This is a genomic window from Streptococcus rupicaprae, assembly GCF_040545225.1.
Lineage (GTDB): Bacteria > Bacillota > Bacilli > Lactobacillales > Streptococcaceae > Streptococcus > Streptococcus rupicaprae.
In genome coordinates this window covers 1-14,852 of sequence record NZ_JBEPLO010000039.1, presented here as the reverse complement: position 1 = coordinate 14,852, position 14,852 = coordinate 1, and the positions used below count along the sequence as shown (strand labels likewise).

At 45.8% G+C, this 14,852-nt stretch carries 17 protein-coding genes; 7 read left to right on the top strand and 10 right to left on the bottom strand.

Annotation, left to right across the window (positions count from 1 at the left end):
• Positions 1 to 258: 258 nt before the first annotated feature.
• The 3 genes from ABID29_RS11660 to ABID29_RS11650 form a co-directional block, all read right to left on the bottom strand.
• A complete protein-coding gene (locus ABID29_RS11660; protein ID WP_354366291.1) occupies positions 259 to 588 on the bottom strand; it encodes a hypothetical protein in 330 nt (109 codons plus the stop codon).
• Between the two features lie 322 nt (positions 589 to 910).
• Positions 911 to 3,148: a DNA internalization-related competence protein ComEC/Rec2 gene (locus ABID29_RS11655; protein WP_354366290.1), complete on the bottom strand. Its 2,238-nt coding sequence runs from the start codon at positions 3,146 to 3,148 to the stop codon at positions 911 to 913.
• On the bottom strand, positions 3,132 to 3,788 hold the full coding sequence (locus ABID29_RS11650) for a helix-hairpin-helix domain-containing protein (RefSeq protein ID WP_354366289.1): 657 nt from the start codon (positions 3,786 to 3,788) through the stop codon (positions 3,132 to 3,134). The genes ABID29_RS11655 and ABID29_RS11650 overlap by 17 nt, the downstream gene beginning before the upstream one ends.
• 281 nt (positions 3,789 to 4,069) lie before the next feature.
• Between ABID29_RS11650 and ABID29_RS11645 the strand changes: the two genes are divergently transcribed.
• On the top strand, positions 4,070 to 4,351 hold the full coding sequence (locus tag ABID29_RS11645; protein ID WP_354366288.1) for a hypothetical protein: 282 nt from the start codon (positions 4,070 to 4,072) through the stop codon (positions 4,349 to 4,351).
• A gap of 64 nt (positions 4,352 to 4,415) precedes the next feature.
• Here ABID29_RS11645 and ABID29_RS11640 read toward each other — a convergent pair whose 3' ends face one another.
• Positions 4,416 to 5,162, bottom strand: a complete 747-nt coding sequence (locus tag ABID29_RS11640) for a lysophospholipid acyltransferase family protein (protein WP_354366287.1) — start codon at positions 5,160 to 5,162, stop codon at positions 4,416 to 4,418.
• A gap of 69 nt (positions 5,163 to 5,231) precedes the next feature.
• On the opposite strand from ABID29_RS11640, the gene ABID29_RS11635 reads away from it, so the two are divergent.
• From ABID29_RS11635 to ABID29_RS11620, 4 genes are all read left to right on the top strand, one after another.
• On the top strand, positions 5,232 to 5,978 hold the full coding sequence (locus ABID29_RS11635; RefSeq protein ID WP_354366286.1) for a tRNA1(Val) (adenine(37)-N6)-methyltransferase: 747 nt from the start codon (positions 5,232 to 5,234) through the stop codon (positions 5,976 to 5,978).
• Positions 5,968 to 6,270 (top strand): GIY-YIG nuclease family protein, encoded by a 303-nt coding sequence (locus tag ABID29_RS11630; protein WP_354366285.1) that lies wholly within the window; start codon positions 5,968 to 5,970, stop codon positions 6,268 to 6,270. The genes ABID29_RS11635 and ABID29_RS11630 overlap by 11 nt, the downstream gene beginning before the upstream one ends.
• A 175-nt stretch (positions 6,271 to 6,445) precedes the next feature.
• A complete protein-coding gene (locus ABID29_RS11625; protein ID WP_354366284.1) occupies positions 6,446 to 7,753 on the top strand; it encodes a nucleobase:cation symporter-2 family protein in 1,308 nt (435 codons plus the stop codon).
• The gene (locus tag ABID29_RS11620; RefSeq protein ID WP_354366283.1) at positions 7,750 to 8,328 is read left to right on the top strand and encodes a xanthine phosphoribosyltransferase; all 579 of its coding nucleotides are present in this window, start codon (positions 7,750 to 7,752) and stop codon (positions 8,326 to 8,328) included. The genes ABID29_RS11625 and ABID29_RS11620 overlap by 4 nt, the downstream gene beginning before the upstream one ends.
• A gap of 65 nt (positions 8,329 to 8,393) precedes the next feature.
• Here the strand turns inward: ABID29_RS11620 and ftsX are convergent, their stop codons facing one another.
• The 4 genes from ftsX to queG form a co-directional block, all read right to left on the bottom strand.
• The gene (gene ftsX, locus ABID29_RS11615; protein ID WP_354366282.1) at positions 8,394 to 9,323 is read right to left on the bottom strand and encodes a permease-like cell division protein FtsX; all 930 of its coding nucleotides are present in this window, start codon (positions 9,321 to 9,323) and stop codon (positions 8,394 to 8,396) included.
• Positions 9,316 to 10,008, bottom strand: coding sequence for a cell division ATP-binding protein FtsE (gene ftsE / locus ABID29_RS11610; RefSeq protein WP_354366281.1), 693 nt, complete (start codon positions 10,006 to 10,008; stop codon positions 9,316 to 9,318). The genes ftsX and ftsE overlap by 8 nt, the downstream gene beginning before the upstream one ends.
• 50 nt (positions 10,009 to 10,058) lie before the next feature.
• Positions 10,059 to 11,160, bottom strand: a protein-coding gene (gene prfB / locus ABID29_RS11605; protein WP_354366280.1) for a peptide chain release factor 2 whose coding sequence is annotated in 2 segments (ribosomal slippage) — positions 10,059 to 11,087 and positions 11,089 to 11,160 — 1,101 coding nt in all. Because the reading frame shifts where the segments join, the coding sequence is not laid out codon by codon here.
• A 33-nt stretch (positions 11,161 to 11,193) separates the two neighbouring features.
• Positions 11,194 to 12,315: a tRNA epoxyqueuosine(34) reductase QueG gene (gene queG / locus ABID29_RS11600; RefSeq protein WP_354366279.1), complete on the bottom strand. Its 1,122-nt coding sequence runs from the start codon at positions 12,313 to 12,315 to the stop codon at positions 11,194 to 11,196.
• A gap of 398 nt (positions 12,316 to 12,713) precedes the next feature.
• Between queG and ABID29_RS11595 the strand changes: the two genes are divergently transcribed.
• Together ABID29_RS11595 and ABID29_RS11590 are read left to right on the top strand one after the other, a co-directional pair.
• Entirely contained in the window at positions 12,714 to 12,872 is a 159-nt protein-coding gene (locus ABID29_RS11595) for a helix-turn-helix domain-containing protein (RefSeq protein WP_354366278.1), read from the top strand.
• A 69-nt stretch (positions 12,873 to 12,941) separates the two neighbouring features.
• Positions 12,942 to 13,631 (top strand): Rgg family transcriptional regulator, encoded by a 690-nt coding sequence (locus ABID29_RS11590; protein ID WP_354366277.1) that lies wholly within the window; start codon positions 12,942 to 12,944, stop codon positions 13,629 to 13,631.
• Positions 13,632 to 13,847: 216 nt separating this feature from the next.
• Here the strand turns inward: ABID29_RS11590 and ABID29_RS11585 are convergent, their stop codons facing one another.
• The gene (locus ABID29_RS11585; RefSeq protein WP_354366276.1) at positions 13,848 to 14,573 is read right to left on the bottom strand and encodes a DUF2785 domain-containing protein; all 726 of its coding nucleotides are present in this window, start codon (positions 14,571 to 14,573) and stop codon (positions 13,848 to 13,850) included.
• Positions 14,574 to 14,642: 69 nt separating this feature from the next.
• Positions 14,643 to 14,852: hypothetical protein (locus ABID29_RS11580; RefSeq protein WP_354366275.1), on the bottom strand; the 210-nt coding region annotated here is incomplete at its 5' end.

The window sequence follows — 14,852 nt, the reverse complement described above, 5'->3', positions numbered from 1 at the left end:
ATTCAAAAACCACACAGTGATTCTTTCATCTTGATTGTTTTCAAGACAGAAATCACTGCGTGGTTTTATTTTGAAACTAGTTTTTGCCCGGCCTCATTTTTTTAGACCATATTCTTGGCTTTGCCAGCAACGTGGACAGTCATAATCAGTCCATCCTTTCAAATCAAAAAAACTATGGCATTTTCTGATTTCCAGAATTCTGACATAGTTTTTTTTTAAAAAAGAGAGCTAACTACCTAGTTAAGCCTTCACCTCTTCTTAATCATGCGCGACAGTACACTCGTCCCAATGGTCTTCGTGCTTGTGGTGCAAGTGCCCATCGTGCACATAGTCCACATGGTCGCCGTGTTGAATGGCCTCATGGCCACACCCTTCTCCATGTTCATGGTCATGGTTTTCATGGACGGTGTGCTCAGCCGTCTCTACCACCTGGGCTTCATCCCAGTGGCCATCATGTTCATGGTGAATGTGCCCATCGTGTACATAGTCCACATGGTCGCCATGCTGGATGGTCTCATGACCACATCCTTCCCCATGCTGATGAGGATGGTCCTCATGTGTATGATGTTCTCCGCCGTGATGTGACATAAGTTTGTCCTCCTTTTTTATATGTCATAATACTCTTATTATATCATTTCTACAGGGGATGTCTAGACATTTCCTAGAGTTAACCCAGGATATCAGCACGAAGAAAATGTCTGTAACTATTTTGGAGTCGCTCGTATTTGTTAGAAATTTCCCTGAAACGAACTTGGGATAGTCGAAATTTTAGCCATTGCAATCACATTATATAAATTTCACCCCCAAAACTCATCTTTTGTCTGAGATTTAGCCTTCTGAGAGCTAATTTTTCTGCTTACTTTGACTCTGTAGTGTTAACGTCCTACTATATAATATTCTTTTTACAAACCTAACGGACCACCTCCACTGACCACTTTCTTAATCCCTTAAATCGGATCGCACCATCTTGATCAGTTCGGTAAACCGTCATGTTTTGGTTGGCAAATCGCTCCAAGGTCTCCTTGTGGGGATGTTTATAGCGATTGTTTTTTCCCGCAGAGACTAGCGCAATTTTAGCATTAATATGGTCTAAGAACTCAGGATAGGAGGAGCCTTTAGAGCCATGGTGTCCAGCTTTTAACACATCAACTGGAAGACTAGAGTAGCGTTCAATCAAGTCCAATTCTCCCTCTTCTAAATCTCCTGTAAAAAGGAAGTTGGCTCCTAGGAGTCTCCCATAAAGAACCAGGGAATCATTGTTGCCACCATCACCTGTCTCCCAAGGGTAGAGCACTTGTAGTTGACTGCCCATGATGGGCAAGCTGTCGCCAGCTGTCAGCACGCGCACCTTGACCTTGAGTGCTTTCAGACGGTCGACAAAGTCCGCATTGGTCAAGCTCCCCTGGCTGACTAGGATTTCTCCAATGCTCAACGCCTTAGCAACTTCCTCTAAATCCCCTACATGGTCCGTATCGGTATGGGTTAATACCAGCTGGTCAATCTTTCCCACCCCTCGGCTATGGAGGTAGGGAATTAGCGTTCGTTCTGCATTGCTGGATACTTGCTTGCTGCGCCAATCCTCCTCAGGCTCAAAACTCACCCTTCCGCCCACATCGATCAGAACTGTCTTTCCTCTTATATCTCGGAGAAATAGACTATCCCCTTGACCGATATCCACCACGGTCACCTCATTTTCCAGCGGGTGTTTGGTAAGGAAAAATAGCAGAGCCAGGAGCAAGCTGAGCCCAGCCAAGACTTTTGTCTTCTGGTAATGGTCATAGACCAGCCCCAGTCCTAACAAAAGGGCCAACAATATCAGTAAACTTGGCTTTCCAAGCACCAGCGGTCGCAGATTCAAAGCCCCTAACCAGCTGATGATTCTTTCTAAGACTTGAAACAAGCTATTCAGCTCTGCTATTGTCCAAAAAGGAGACAGCAAAAAGAGCAGGCTCAAGAGCGGTAAGAAGAGACTGTCAAAGAGGATAGAAAAGGCAAAGGTCAAGAGAATGGAGAGAGGTTGAAAGCTGGCAAAACACCAAATCAGCAAGGGCAGGATCCCTAGAGATAGGGCCAGGGACTCTGTTAGGGTCCTTTTCCAGCCCACCAGGTGATCAAAGTCCATCAGGGTCAGGATAAAGGCATAGGAAAAACTCAAGACCCCTCCTGCCGTCAGCAGGAAATTGGGCATGACCAAAAAGCTGAGCAAGACGGTCAAGCCTAGATTATCAAAACCTGATATGCCTTGATTGGCCAAGACCTTTTGCAAGAGGCTCCGAATCACCGAGGCAGAAAAACCTGTCAACCCCGCATAAACAACAGAAAAAGGCACCTGCAAGACATCGACTGCCTCTTGACCTAGTCCGCACATCAACAGGAGCCTGCGAAACCTGTCCACAAAGAAGCCCACCTGCATCCCAGACAGGGCAAAAAGGTGGATGATGCCTAGACTAGAGTAGATGTCCCCCATCTCTTCAAATTCCTTGTCCAGATCGCCAAAGAGCAAGCCTGTCATGTAATGCTTCATAGGACTTGGGAAGGTCCGTCGGATGTAAACAAGAGCCGAGCGTCGCCACTGCGATAGCCAGGTCAAGGGATTGAGTGACCGGGCCTGTCGGATATCCGTGATCTCTGCAATTGACACTATCGCATAGATTCCTTGCGTCTCCAAATAAGCCTTGTAATCAAAACCTTGGAAATTACGGCGACCCTCCGCCTCTGTCAACTCCCCTTCTATGGTCAGATCAACCGCCTGAGTCAATCCTTGAAAAAAGGTTTGCTCCTCTTTAGATTTTAACTTGTAAAAGGCTTGGTAGAGCTGGCCGTCCTGTTTTCCTCGAAAGGACAAACTGTCTCCATTGATGCGAATGGTATCTGGGATGACCTGCAACTGTTTAAGATGCTCTGGAAGAGCTTGTTGCTTTTGCCCCTTTTGGTAAGTCTGACCTGCAAAAAGGACCAAAAAAGGAAGAACAGCTACCAGCAGGAAACGACTAGCCTTCTTGCCCCCTTTCCAATAGAGTCGCCCCAAAACTAAAAGCGCTAGAGTCAGCGTCACAGGGCCTGGAAAGGCTACAAGGTAGTAAAAAACGATCAGAACAAGGGCCAACTGAACCGGAGCCAGGTCCCAGCGCTTAATCCACTGTGACATAGCTTCTGAGATTTTCCAGGGTCTTGTCACCGATACCTGACACCTGATTGAGGTCATCGACCGTTTTAAAGGGGCCATTGGCCTCACGGTAGGCAATAATATCCTGAGCCCGCTTGGCTCCAATGCCTGAAATGGTCTGCAGTTGGCTAGCATCTGCTGTATTGAGGTTGACCAAGCCTCCCTGTTCCTTTTCTGAAACGGTTGAAGGAACTGTAGGTGCCACTACACTGATAGCCTCGTCCTTGGTCGCCACATAGATAACCGCTTCATCTACTAATTTCTGGGCGAGATTGATGGATTTGGGATCAGCTTGCTCTGTCAAACCACCAGCTAGGTCAATCGCATCTGCCACACGACTGGTTGCTGACAATTCATAGAGCCCAGCTTGCTGCACAGCGCCTTTGACATCCACCATGATGGTTTGGAGCTTTGACTCAACCTTGTCCGAAGCCTTTTCTGCGATCGGCACCTCATCTTTTGAAGAAGCCTTGGTACTAGCCAGGGTCAAGACATCTGGTACCTGCTCTGCCTGAGCGGGTTGGTAAACCAGTAGCAAACCACTGCCAATGAGCAGGCCCATGACCCCTAAACTGATCCACACCTTGTACTCCTGCCATTTAGCCATCATATTTTCTTTCATATAAGCCTCCTTAACTTCTAATTCGTGGAAAAACAAAAAAGAGCGGCCACTCGCCACATGAAATTTAGAAGTGAGGGCCAAGGGGCCTTTAACGATGGCAAGGAAACTATTTTTCCTAGCTGACAACTTTTAATCCTAAAATGCTTTTTTTGAGTTTTTATGATATACTAGTCTTGAAAGTAATTAACCAGTTTTGTATAAAGCCGTATAGAAACCGACTCATCCTCCCACGGATCCCTTATGATTTGTTCTCAACATCAACTTTAAAAGGAGGTTTAGCCATGCTAAAAAACATTAGAACACTGGGAAAAACCTACAGCAACCACTTGATTGCTGTGCCCTTGCTCATTTGGATCGGCCTTTTGTTTGTCCCTGGCCAGTATTTGGGTGATAACTACGCCCTTCGCAACGCCTATATGCTTCAGGTGCTTCCAGTTATCGGATGGCTTTGCCTGGGCTTAGGGCTGATTTGCCGTAGTATCAAGTATCTCATTTTCGGTTTGCTCTTCATTTTTGCCTTCTGGGTTACCATGGGACTTGGCTACCTGCTCTTAGGCGCCTAGCCGAAATGCAAAAAACACCCCCACTCCTCTGGGTCAAGCCAACTGGAGCAGGGGTGTTTGCTTTTTAATCGATTTTACGGTGTTTATCAGGGTCCCAGACAAAACTAGCAAGCCAGCTAAAGAGAGCTGTCAGAAGGGCCACGATAATGGCTATTAAACCGGCCGGAATCCAAAGCAACCACATCAAGGGATTTGGCTTCTTGTTATCATGGACAGGAACCATTTCCGCATCTAGTACATCAAAACTAGCCTGGATACGACGCGCCACTTCTGCAATTCCTTCATCGTTCATCCGTTTGATATCCGAGATATCAATCGGCTCACCAAAGTTCATGTCAATCCGCTCCCGCCTCAGCAAGCCCTCAAAGGTCATAGGACCCACATAGACCGCTGGCTGAATCTTGACCTTGGCCATCTTGGCAATGACGGCCACACCGCCCTTGACATCCTTGGAATGACGGCTACCTGAGGGAAACATCAAGAGAGATTTATTGGTCTTTTTGAGCACATTGACTGGGTAACGGATGGCATCTGTGCTAGGATTTTCCCGGTCGATAGGAAAGGCACCACACATGCGAATCCACCAGCTGATCATCCGATTTGTGAAAAGCTCTTTTTTGGCCATAAAGACAAATTGTTTAGGCCTGGTCGCATAGGCCATGTAGACTGGATCCCACCAGGTCCTGTGAGGCGCTACAAAGACATAGTTTTCATCCTTAGAGATGATGCGGTCGGTATTATGGTAATGAACATTGCCATTGACAATCCACAGCACATAAGCGACGAAACCTCGCAAATAAGTATAAAACACGATTCTTCCTCTAAAGAGATGGCAAACAGACCATCGCTTTTTTCTATCCTAATATGATATAATTATACCATGACCGAGCCAATTTTAAAAGATGGAGAGCGCATTGATCAGCTCTTTTCAACCGATGTAAAAATTATCCAAAACAAGGCTGTCTTCAGCTATTCTGTAGATAGTGTTCTTTTGTCGCGGTTTCCAAAGTTTCCTAAGGAAGGATTGGTAGTTGATCTGTGCGCCGGAAATGGAGCTGTGGGCCTCTTTGCTTCCTCGGCTACCAAGGCCAAAATCATTGGCATCGAGCTTCAAGAACGTCTGGCAGACATGGCTCAGCGCTCCATTGCCTTAAACGGTTTGACAGACCAGGTCAGTATGATCCAAGATGACCTGGCCAATCTCTTGGACCACGTGCCCCGCGGTAAGGTTGATCTTATCCTCTGCAATCCCCCTTATTTTAAGGCGACCGAGACTTCCAAGAAAAATTTGAGCCAGCACTACCTACTAGCTCGCCACGAAATCACGACAGACCTAGAAGCCATTTGCAAGGTCAGCCAGCAGGCCCTCAAGTCCAATGGGCGCTTAGCCATGGTCCACCGACCAGACCGCCTGATCGAAATCATCGAAACCATGAGCAAGTATCGTCTGGCTCCCAAACGCCTGCAATTCATTCACCCCAAGGCTGATAAAGAGGCCAATATGATCCTGATTGAGGCCATCAAAGACGGTTCGCCTCAAGGGCTCAAAGTGCTGCCTCCTCTGATCGTCCACAACCCTGACGGAAGTTATACCCCCAAAGTATTTGATATTTACCATGGAAAATAAACCCGCCTACTTTTATGTTCTCAGATGCTCAGACGATAGCCTCTATACTGGCTACACGACCGACCTTGACAAACGCCTCAAGACCCATAATGCTGGAAAAGGGGCCAAGTACACTCGAGCTAGGCTTCCTGTCAGCCTCCTCTATTCAGAACGTTTTGATAGCAAGCAGGCCGCCATGTCTGCTGAAAGTCGCTTCAAACGTAAAAAACGCTCGGAAAAGTTAGCCTACATAGCTGAACATTCCAATAAAACTGAGCCAGGCAAATATTCTGATAGGCTTGGTGAAGCATAAGTTTAAAGTCTAGCTACCGAGAGTCTCATTTGCAAGCCACTCCTCTTTCTCCACTGAAAGAGGTTTTTTATCTCCTTATAAAAAACGAACATTATAAACTTGTTGCTAAATTTTTGTTTCCTTTTTATGGTTTTTGTGATAGAATTCTTCTACAAATGATTTAAGGAGTTTAAAAATGACACACATTCCAAATGACCATGACAAGATGATTTACGGAATTGAAGATAGACCTCCGCTTCCCATTACTATCATCTTAGCCCTCCAGCACATCCTAGCAGCCTTTGCTGGAATCATCGCTGTCCCCTTGGTTGTAGGTAGCGCTCTCAATATGAGCGTTCAGGAGATTTCCTTCATGGTCGGGGCGACCATCTTTGCCTCTGGTCTGACAACCATCTTACAGTCTAAAGGCCTGGGCCCAATCGGCTCGCGGGTCTCTGGTATGATGGGAACAGACTTTACCTTTGTTAATCCGTCCATCAGTGTCGGAGCAAAGTTTGGAGTGGCTGGTATTGTTGCGGCGACTATCACCGGTTCCTTGGTTGAAATTATTCTCAGCCGCTTCATCAAGCCCCTCATGAAATTCTTCCCACCGCTCATTACAGGAATTGTTGTTTCTCTGATCGGTATCACCCTCTTGCCTGTTAGTATCGACTGGGCCGCTGGAGGCTTTGGTTCAGCAGACTATGGCTCTTTGAAGAACCTCTCCGTTGCCTTTGTCATCATGCTCTTCACCCTCTTTTTGAACCACTTCGGGAAAGGCATGTGGAAAACAGCGGCTGTTTTCATCGGCATCATTTTTGGTTACTTGATCTGTATTCCCTTAGGGATGGTTGACTTGCAAGCCGTGACTGATGCGGCATGGATCGAAATCCCACAGCCCTTGCGCTATGGCTTCCACTTTGACCTAGCTTCCACTCTGTCTTTTGTGCCAGCCTACATCGTTTCAACGATCGGTACTGTCGGCATTATGATGGCCATCGGAGAAGCTTCTCAGGTTAAGGTTAGCAGCGACCGTGCTGCGGCCGGGGTCCTGGCTGATGGGATTGGCTCTATGATTTCTGGACTTTTCGGCGCTGGACCAAACACTTCTTTCTCTCAAAACGTTGGCCTCATCGCCTTGACCAAGGTGGCTAGCCGCCATGTCATGATTGTCGCTGGGATCATCCTAACCCTTTTAGGAATCTTCCCTAAGCTTAGCGCCCTAATCGCTGTCATGCCACAACCTGTCCTAGGTGGTGTTGGGGTGATTATGTTCGGCCTTGTCGCTGCTCAAGGTCTTAAGACCCTGGCACAAATCAAGTTAGGCGACCGTGAGCTTCTCATTATCTCTGTAGCCTTTGCCCTTGGTATCGGGGTGACTGTTCGCCCAGAAATCCTGCAATCTCTACCAGCTGCTTTGCAAATGGTGCTATCATCAGGTATTTCAACAGGAACCTTGGTAGCCTTAATCCTGAATATCATCTTAAAGGAGAGAAGCGCATGAGTATCCTCAAGGAACGTATTTTAAGAGACGGTCAGGTTTTCCCTAATAACGTTTTGAAGGTCGACTCCTTCATGAATCACCAAATCGATCCAGTCGTCATCAAAGAAATTGCCCAGGAGTTTTACCATATTTTCAAGGATCAGGGCATTACCAAGGTCTTTACCATCGAGGCTTCTGGGATCGCTCCTGCCCTGGCTACGGCTGAACTCTTTGAAGTTCCCATGCTCTTTGCCAAGAAGACGCAACCCTCTACTCTGGCCAATCAGGAACGCTATGAGACTGATATCCACAGCTACACCAAGAATATCACCAGCCGTGTCATCATTTCCAAGCAATACTTGACTGCTGAGGATCGGGTCCTCATTATCGATGATTTCTTGGCCAATGGCGAAGCCTGTCTAGGCCTCATCGACCTGGTTGAACAAGCTGGTGCCAGTATCGCAGGAATCGGTATTTGCATTGAAAAATCCTTCCAAGTCGGACGCCAAAAGCTAGATGAAAAGGGCATTGCTGTCCATTCGGTTTGCCGTATCGCCTCACTAGAGAATCAAACGGTCCAATTTCTCGACAATTAAGCCCGTCCAAAAACAGGTCTGCCCCATTGGTGGCAAACCTGTTTTTTCTTATATTCATAAAATGTTTAAATCTTGAGGTAGCGTCGCATGGAGTTAACTGCTCCAAAGGCTCCGATTAGAATCCCTACAACAAAGAGGGCGATGACCATGCCTGGAATAAAGTACTTAGGATCAATCATCGATAGGTTCTCAGGAATTATCTGAGGATTGAGAGCCTTATAAGCCACATCATAACCAAAGTAAATCAAGAGCGCTGGAAGGATTGCCCCCAAGAGACCTACCCAACCACCTTCCAGCAGGAATGGTCCCCTGATATAGGAGTTCTTAGCACCGACTAGACGCATGATCTGAATCTCACGACTACGTGAAATGATGGTTATTCGAACCGTGTTAGAGATCAGGAAGACAGCTGTAAAGAGCAAGAGAATCGTTGCCACTGCACCCCAGATACGGATATTCTGTGCCAATTTGAAGAGGTTATCCATGTTAACACCGCCGTATTCGACCTTGGTAACACCGTTGATGTCTTCAATCTTCTTGGCTGTTTCCTTAACCACATCTGGCGACGTTGTATCGATCACATAGGTATCGTACAAGGGATTGGCATCTCCTTCAAAGATACTCCAAGTATTTCCCATCTTCTGCTTGAGCAATTCAAGCTGGTCGTCTTTACTCGAAAAGGTGATTGACTCGATATTTTTCATCTCAGCAATCTGGTCATAAACCACATGGTAGTTCTCGTTTGGAACTGTTTCTCCCATGTCATTGACCCGCGTCTCTTGATTGTCTGTCGAATCCACCCGCAAGAAAACGTTAATCCGGACATTGTTTTCAATATCCGTGGCAATCTTGGCTGTATTCAAGATCACAGAAGCAAAGATACCTACTAAGGTCAGGGTAATGGTCACCGAACTGATCGCAGCTATTGTCATCCAGCCATTACGCTTGAGGCTCAGGATCGATTCCCAGAGATGGCGGAAAAATCTTCTAATCATTGTATCCGTACTCTCCTTCCGCTTCATCTCGGACCACACGCCCGTTTTCAATGGCAATAACTCGATGGCGAAGGGTATTGACAATCTGGCTATTATGGGTCGCCATCAAAACAGTTGTTCCTTGTAGGTTGATGCGCTCCAAGAGATGCATGACCTCCCAAGAATTCTCTGGGTCCAGGTTACCTGTCGGCTCATCCGCAATCAGGACCTTAGGGTTGTTCGCAATGGCACGCGCAATCGCAATCCGCTGCTGCTCCCCACCAGAGAGCTCATTTGGAAAAGAGCGGACCTTGTGCTTCAAACCTACCAAGTCCAAAACTTCCATGACCCGCTTCTTGATCACGTGTGGGCGCTCACCAATGACCTGCATAGCATAGGCGATATTCTCATAAACCGTCTTGCGTGGCAAGAGCTTGTAGTCCTGGAAGACAACTCCGACTGCACGCCGCAAGTAAGGGACATCCTTCTTTTTAATCTTTAAGAGGTCAAAGCCAGCCACTTTGAGACGCCCCTTATCAATCTTAACCTCACGGTAGAGGCTGCGGATAAAGGTTGACTTTCCTGCACCTGAGGGACCGACTATATAGGCAAACTCCCCAGGTTCAATGCTGACACTGATTCCTCTTAGGGCTGTTGTTCCGTTGTCGTACTTTTTGACAACATCACGCATTTCAATAATTCCCATAGTAAAATCCTGTAAAAACAGTTCCTTTCAAAAAATGTGAGACAGTTCTCTTATTGATCATTTAAGCGCCACTTGAGGTAGGCATCGATGAAACCATCGATTTCCCCGTCCATGACCTTGTCCACCTGGGCCACTTCATAATTGTTGCGGTGGTCCTTGACCATGGTATAAGGCGTGAAGACATAGGAGCGTATTTGACTGCCCCAAGTGATTTCCCGTTTGTCACCCTTAAGCGCATTGACCTCAGCTGCCTTCTTCTCCTGCTCCAGCTGGTACAATTTAGCCTGGAGCAATTTCATAGCACGGTCGCGGTTGCCGTACTGGGTACGATCGACAGTGGATTGGGTCACAATGCCGGTCGGCAAGTGGGTCAATCGGACCCCTGTCGACACCTTGTTGACGTTCTGACCACCAGCTCCTCCTGATCGGAAGGTGTCCATCTTAACTTCGTCGTCTCGAATCTCAACTTCGATGGTGTCATCCAATTCTGGCATGACTTCCACAGAAGCAAAAGAGGTGTGACGGCGTTTGGCAGAATCAAACGGTGAAATCCGAACCAAACGGTGAACGCCCATCTCGGATTTCAAAAGCCCGTAAGCGTTCGGTCCTGTAAAACTCAAGGTCACCGACTTGATGCCCGCCTCATCCCCTGCCTGATAATCTAAAACCTCAACGCCAAAGCCTTTTGCGTTGCCAAAGCGTTGGTACATACGCAACAGCATGTCCCCCCAGTCCTGGGCCTCTGTTCCACCAGATCCTGGATGGATTTCTAAAATAGCATTATTGTGGTCATAAGGCTCACTCAAGAGCAAGGTCATCTCATAACGAGTCATCATCTGATCAAGCTCTTTCAGGTGCTCGGTCAAATCACTTCTAAGACTCTCATCTTCTGCCAGCATCTCCAGGTAGAGCTCGCTCTCCTCATGCAATTCCTCCATCTTGTGGAAATTGTCATAAGTCATTTTTAGCGCATTGAGCTCCTGAGATGTCTTTTGGGCAGCTTGGTTATCGTTCCAAAAATCAGGTTCGGTCATCTTGTTTTCCAAGATGGCGATATCTTCTTCCAAGCGATCTAAGTCAAAGAGACCCCCTGAATGAAGCTAATTTGGCACGATTGTCATCAATTTTTTGTCTGATTTCAGCAGTATCCATAAGGCCTCCATTCTAATCTATCTCGTTATTATATCACAAACTAGCATATTTTGCCAAGAAAGCACGTTGCTCTTCTAAAATCCCAGGATGGTCCGTCTCTATCCCAGCTACCAGCTCAATCATGGCCGGATTGGGTTGCTTGGCTAACTCCCCCAAAGCCCAGATGGCCGTTGCTACATGGATATCATTTTGCCTCTTATCAATGATTTCAAGGATTTTGGGAATAGCAGAGCGGTCATTGGCGTTAGCCAGGGCGATGATGACATTGCGCTGTAAGATATTTTTCCCCCTCCAAGAGCCAGCAATATGGCCAAATTTAGCCTTGAATTCACTATTTGACAACTCCAAAAAAGGCAATAATTCTGGATGGGCCAATTCTGGATCAATCTCCGTGGCCAAGGGATTGTTGATCCCTTTGTTATAGGGACAACAAATTTGACAAATGTCACAGCCGTAGATGACTGTCTTAATTTTCTTGCGGAATTCCAAGTCCATCATGCCCTTGTCCTGGGTCTGAAAAGACAGGCATCGTTTGGCATTCATGGTCCCATCACCGATCAAGCAAGAAGTCGGGCAAGCATCCAAACACCGCGTACAGTCCCCACAGTCATAGTCCACGGGTTGGTCAGGCTCAATGTCCAGATTAGTGATCAGCTCCCCCAAAAACATGTAAGAGCCAAACTCCTTAGAAATAACCAGGCCGTTTTTTCCAATAAACCCGATACCAGCCCGTCTAGCAACAGCTGTATCCACAAGCGCGCCTGTATCCACCATGCCCTTGTATTCAAAATCAGCCGTCATAGCCTCTATGCCTCTAGCGAGTTTGTCTAATTTTTCTTGCAGGACATAGTGATAGTCTAGTCCCCATGAATTGGGCGTAAATTTCCCACGCTTGTAAGCTGTCTTGGGCGGATGGACAGGAAGCTTATGGGGGTAAGCCACTGCAATCGAGATAATGGTCTTGGCAGATGCCAAAGAGAGGCGCGGTTTGATCCGCTCCTCAATATTTTTATGTTCAAATCCTGAGTTCCGCCCTTCTTCTACCGAAGCTCTCAGTGACTTTTCCAAATAAGCAAAGTCATCCGCTGTCGTAAACCCTATCTTGGAAATTCCAATTTCTCGACTGAGGGCAATAATATCATCCTTGAGTGTCATAGATTTATTTTAGCACAGGTTGGCCAATTATCCAATCCTTCTTGTTCCTATCATTCTTAGGAGGCATTTCGCAATGACTTTCCATTTCTCATCTATGTTAAACATTCTGATGCTCTAAAACGCTCTCCAGTCATAACTATAGATTCCTTTAAGGTTGAAAACAACGGTAACTAAACTATTTTTATACATTTTGTGCTCGTTTTCTCCATATCATCTCTAAATATTTTATAATAGACAACAGAGTGATTCTTCCGTGTGCTATCATGCCGCTTTAGGACGATGGTTGGTCGCTTCTTTATCAAACGACAATAGGGCTTTCATCTGAATGAAACGGATGATACTGAAATCTTACGCCTGGAAGAAATGACTCAATTTAAATATAGTTGGAGGATTTTTGAATGTCACAGTCAATAACAAGTTATGGCGCTGCTTTTAGAAAGTTACGCCAACAACGTGGTTATAAGCTCAAGGAAGCCGCTGGAGATATTGTAAGCCCACAGTTTCTCAGCCGATTTGAAAGAGATCTTGCTGGTATATCAATTGATAAATTTGGATGACTCCTCGTCCGAATCGGTGCAAGTTGGAATGATTTTCTACGGTGCTATGAAGGCGATAGCATTACACAATTGATTAGTACCTTGGAAGATTTCAACGAACTTTACGATGCGAGGGACTTCTATCAGTTGGCACAATCTGCAAGGAATGCTGTTAACCAAAGCTACACAGACCACAATCTGCTTCAGCGCTTAATTAACGATATGATTGATGCCCATTTAGCCATTCTGAATCAACAAACGGACCAATATCAGAACAAATTTTCTTTTTTGAATAACTACCTTTCTTCAGTTGACACATGGGGTGATTTAGAATGGTTTTTGTACTCCTTTATCCTAGACGAATGTCCTGTTTCTATGGTAACGTTCAGAACCAGACAAGCCATTACCTTGCTTAGTGCTTGTGAACCATCTTGCATGACTCCCAAAGCCCTTATGAGAGTTATTTTCCATGGTATCCGGTTTCTCTACCAAAATTCCTTACTAGACGAGGCAGAAGCTATCATTAAAGCTTTTGATAAAGCGATAAAATGTGCCAAGTACACAACTTATATCAATGAGCACCTGGCACTAAAATGCTATAGCGCCATTGTCATGGTTCTACGCCACCAACCAGAGGGACTAGAGCTAGCCAAGTCCTGTATGACCTTGTTCGAACTATTCGAAACCGATTTAGAAATTTCCCATCTAAACCTCTCAAAAAATAGGTTCTTTACCTTTATCGAAAAACATCGCGACAAATCTATCCCTTTTGAATGGTAGATTGGACTAGAGAATTTCTAAAATCCAATGCGCTCATTCAACTGGAATAGGATACATGATAACTGAGTAGGATAGAACAATTGAAAACAAGCATCATATCCTTATTATTTCTTGTCAAGGACGTATAAGGGTTAACGTTTAGAGACCGTAACAGTAAAATGACTAAATTTCTTGGAACATTTCAAGAAATTTAGTCATTTTTTGAATGCTGTTAAACTAATCCATCAAGCGATAAAAACTTACTTTGGTCTGATCAGTCAAGACTCCTGCACGATCCAGTTCAAGGTAAACATTGAGTAAGAAATACCTAAACGAAAAATACCTGTCCCAATCTACTTCCGTCTCCCGAGGCCAATTAAGATGATCCAACCAATGCGTGACCTCTGTTAAACAGAGTTTTCCAGTTAAAACGTTGGCAAAGACCAGAGGGGCCAAGCGCAACTCTTCATCTCCTCTGAACCGACTCGTTCTCTCTAGAAAGAGCGCCTCTATCAGAGGCAGAATCTGACCATAAGCTTCTGGTGGAAAGGCAGAATGATTAGAGGCCTGAACCAGCAAATCTGCCCCGTGGGCAATTGCATGGACCCAGCCCAGCTGTTCCACATAGGCCCTATCATCCCTTTCCAATCTTAAGTAATCAAGAGCCATCTCAAAGAAAACTTGGCGCTCCTCTTCCATCATCAAACGGTAATAGGGCCCATCTTGTTCATCATCTGCCCACAGGAGAACCACCTGCAAGAGAGTCGTAAAGGAGCGTTTCAAGGCGGTCAGCTCCTTTTCTCCTATCCTATCAAAGAGTGGGGGTCCATCTTGGCACCACTCGACCAGATAGCGATAGTCATCCTGCGTCAAAAAGCCTTGGCCAATGGCTTGACACCAGGTTTGGTAGACCAAGCCATCTCGAATGTCCGGATCAGGATCCCAATGTGTTCTAAAAGCCAATCTATCTCGTCTCGGCTATAATAAGTCGCATTGTTCTGTAATTTTTTTCGCAAATCTTCTAACAATGACCTATCTCCCTATCAAAAGAGGCTGGACAAAAACTAGTTTCAAAATAGAAAAAACGAGCATTTCCGCAGTTGGAGATGCTCGTTTTCCCATGTCATGGTTTATAATTATAATAACCACAAAACAATTAGAAAGCCATAACGATGTATAAAGAGTATAACACAAATCAGCTAAGTTTGGAACTAAATCTTGCTTTTGATATTCCGATGACCC

What these genes read in the sequence shown, in the direction of transcription:
- ABID29_RS11660 (WP_354366291.1), bottom strand. Translation starts at nt 588, where the DNA reads ATGTCACATCACGGCGGAGAACATCATACACATGAGGACCATCCTCAT.
- ABID29_RS11655 (WP_354366290.1), bottom strand. Translation starts at nt 3,148, where the DNA reads ATGTCACAGTGGATTAAGCGCTGGGACCTGGCTCCGGTTCAGTTGGCC.
- ABID29_RS11650 (WP_354366289.1), bottom strand. Translation starts at nt 3,788, where the DNA reads ATGAAAGAAAATATGATGGCTAAATGGCAGGAGTACAAGGTGTGGATC.
- ABID29_RS11645 (WP_354366288.1), top strand. Translation starts at nt 4,070, where the DNA reads ATGCTAAAAAACATTAGAACACTGGGAAAAACCTACAGCAACCACTTG.
- ABID29_RS11635 (WP_354366286.1), top strand. Translation starts at nt 5,232, where the DNA reads ATGACCGAGCCAATTTTAAAAGATGGAGAGCGCATTGATCAGCTCTTT.
- ABID29_RS11630 (WP_354366285.1), top strand. Translation starts at nt 5,968, where the DNA reads ATGGAAAATAAACCCGCCTACTTTTATGTTCTCAGATGCTCAGACGAT.
- ABID29_RS11625 (WP_354366284.1), top strand. Translation starts at nt 6,446, where the DNA reads ATGACACACATTCCAAATGACCATGACAAGATGATTTACGGAATTGAA.
- ABID29_RS11620 (WP_354366283.1), top strand. Translation starts at nt 7,750, where the DNA reads ATGAGTATCCTCAAGGAACGTATTTTAAGAGACGGTCAGGTTTTCCCT.
- ftsX (WP_354366282.1), bottom strand. Translation starts at nt 9,323, where the DNA reads ATGATTAGAAGATTTTTCCGCCATCTCTGGGAATCGATCCTGAGCCTC.
- ftsE (WP_354366281.1), bottom strand. Translation starts at nt 10,008, where the DNA reads ATGGGAATTATTGAAATGCGTGATGTTGTCAAAAAGTACGACAACGGA.
- queG (WP_354366279.1), bottom strand. Translation starts at nt 12,315, where the DNA reads ATGACACTCAAGGATGATATTATTGCCCTCAGTCGAGAAATTGGAATT.
- ABID29_RS11595 (WP_354366278.1), top strand. Translation starts at nt 12,714, where the DNA reads ATGTCACAGTCAATAACAAGTTATGGCGCTGCTTTTAGAAAGTTACGC.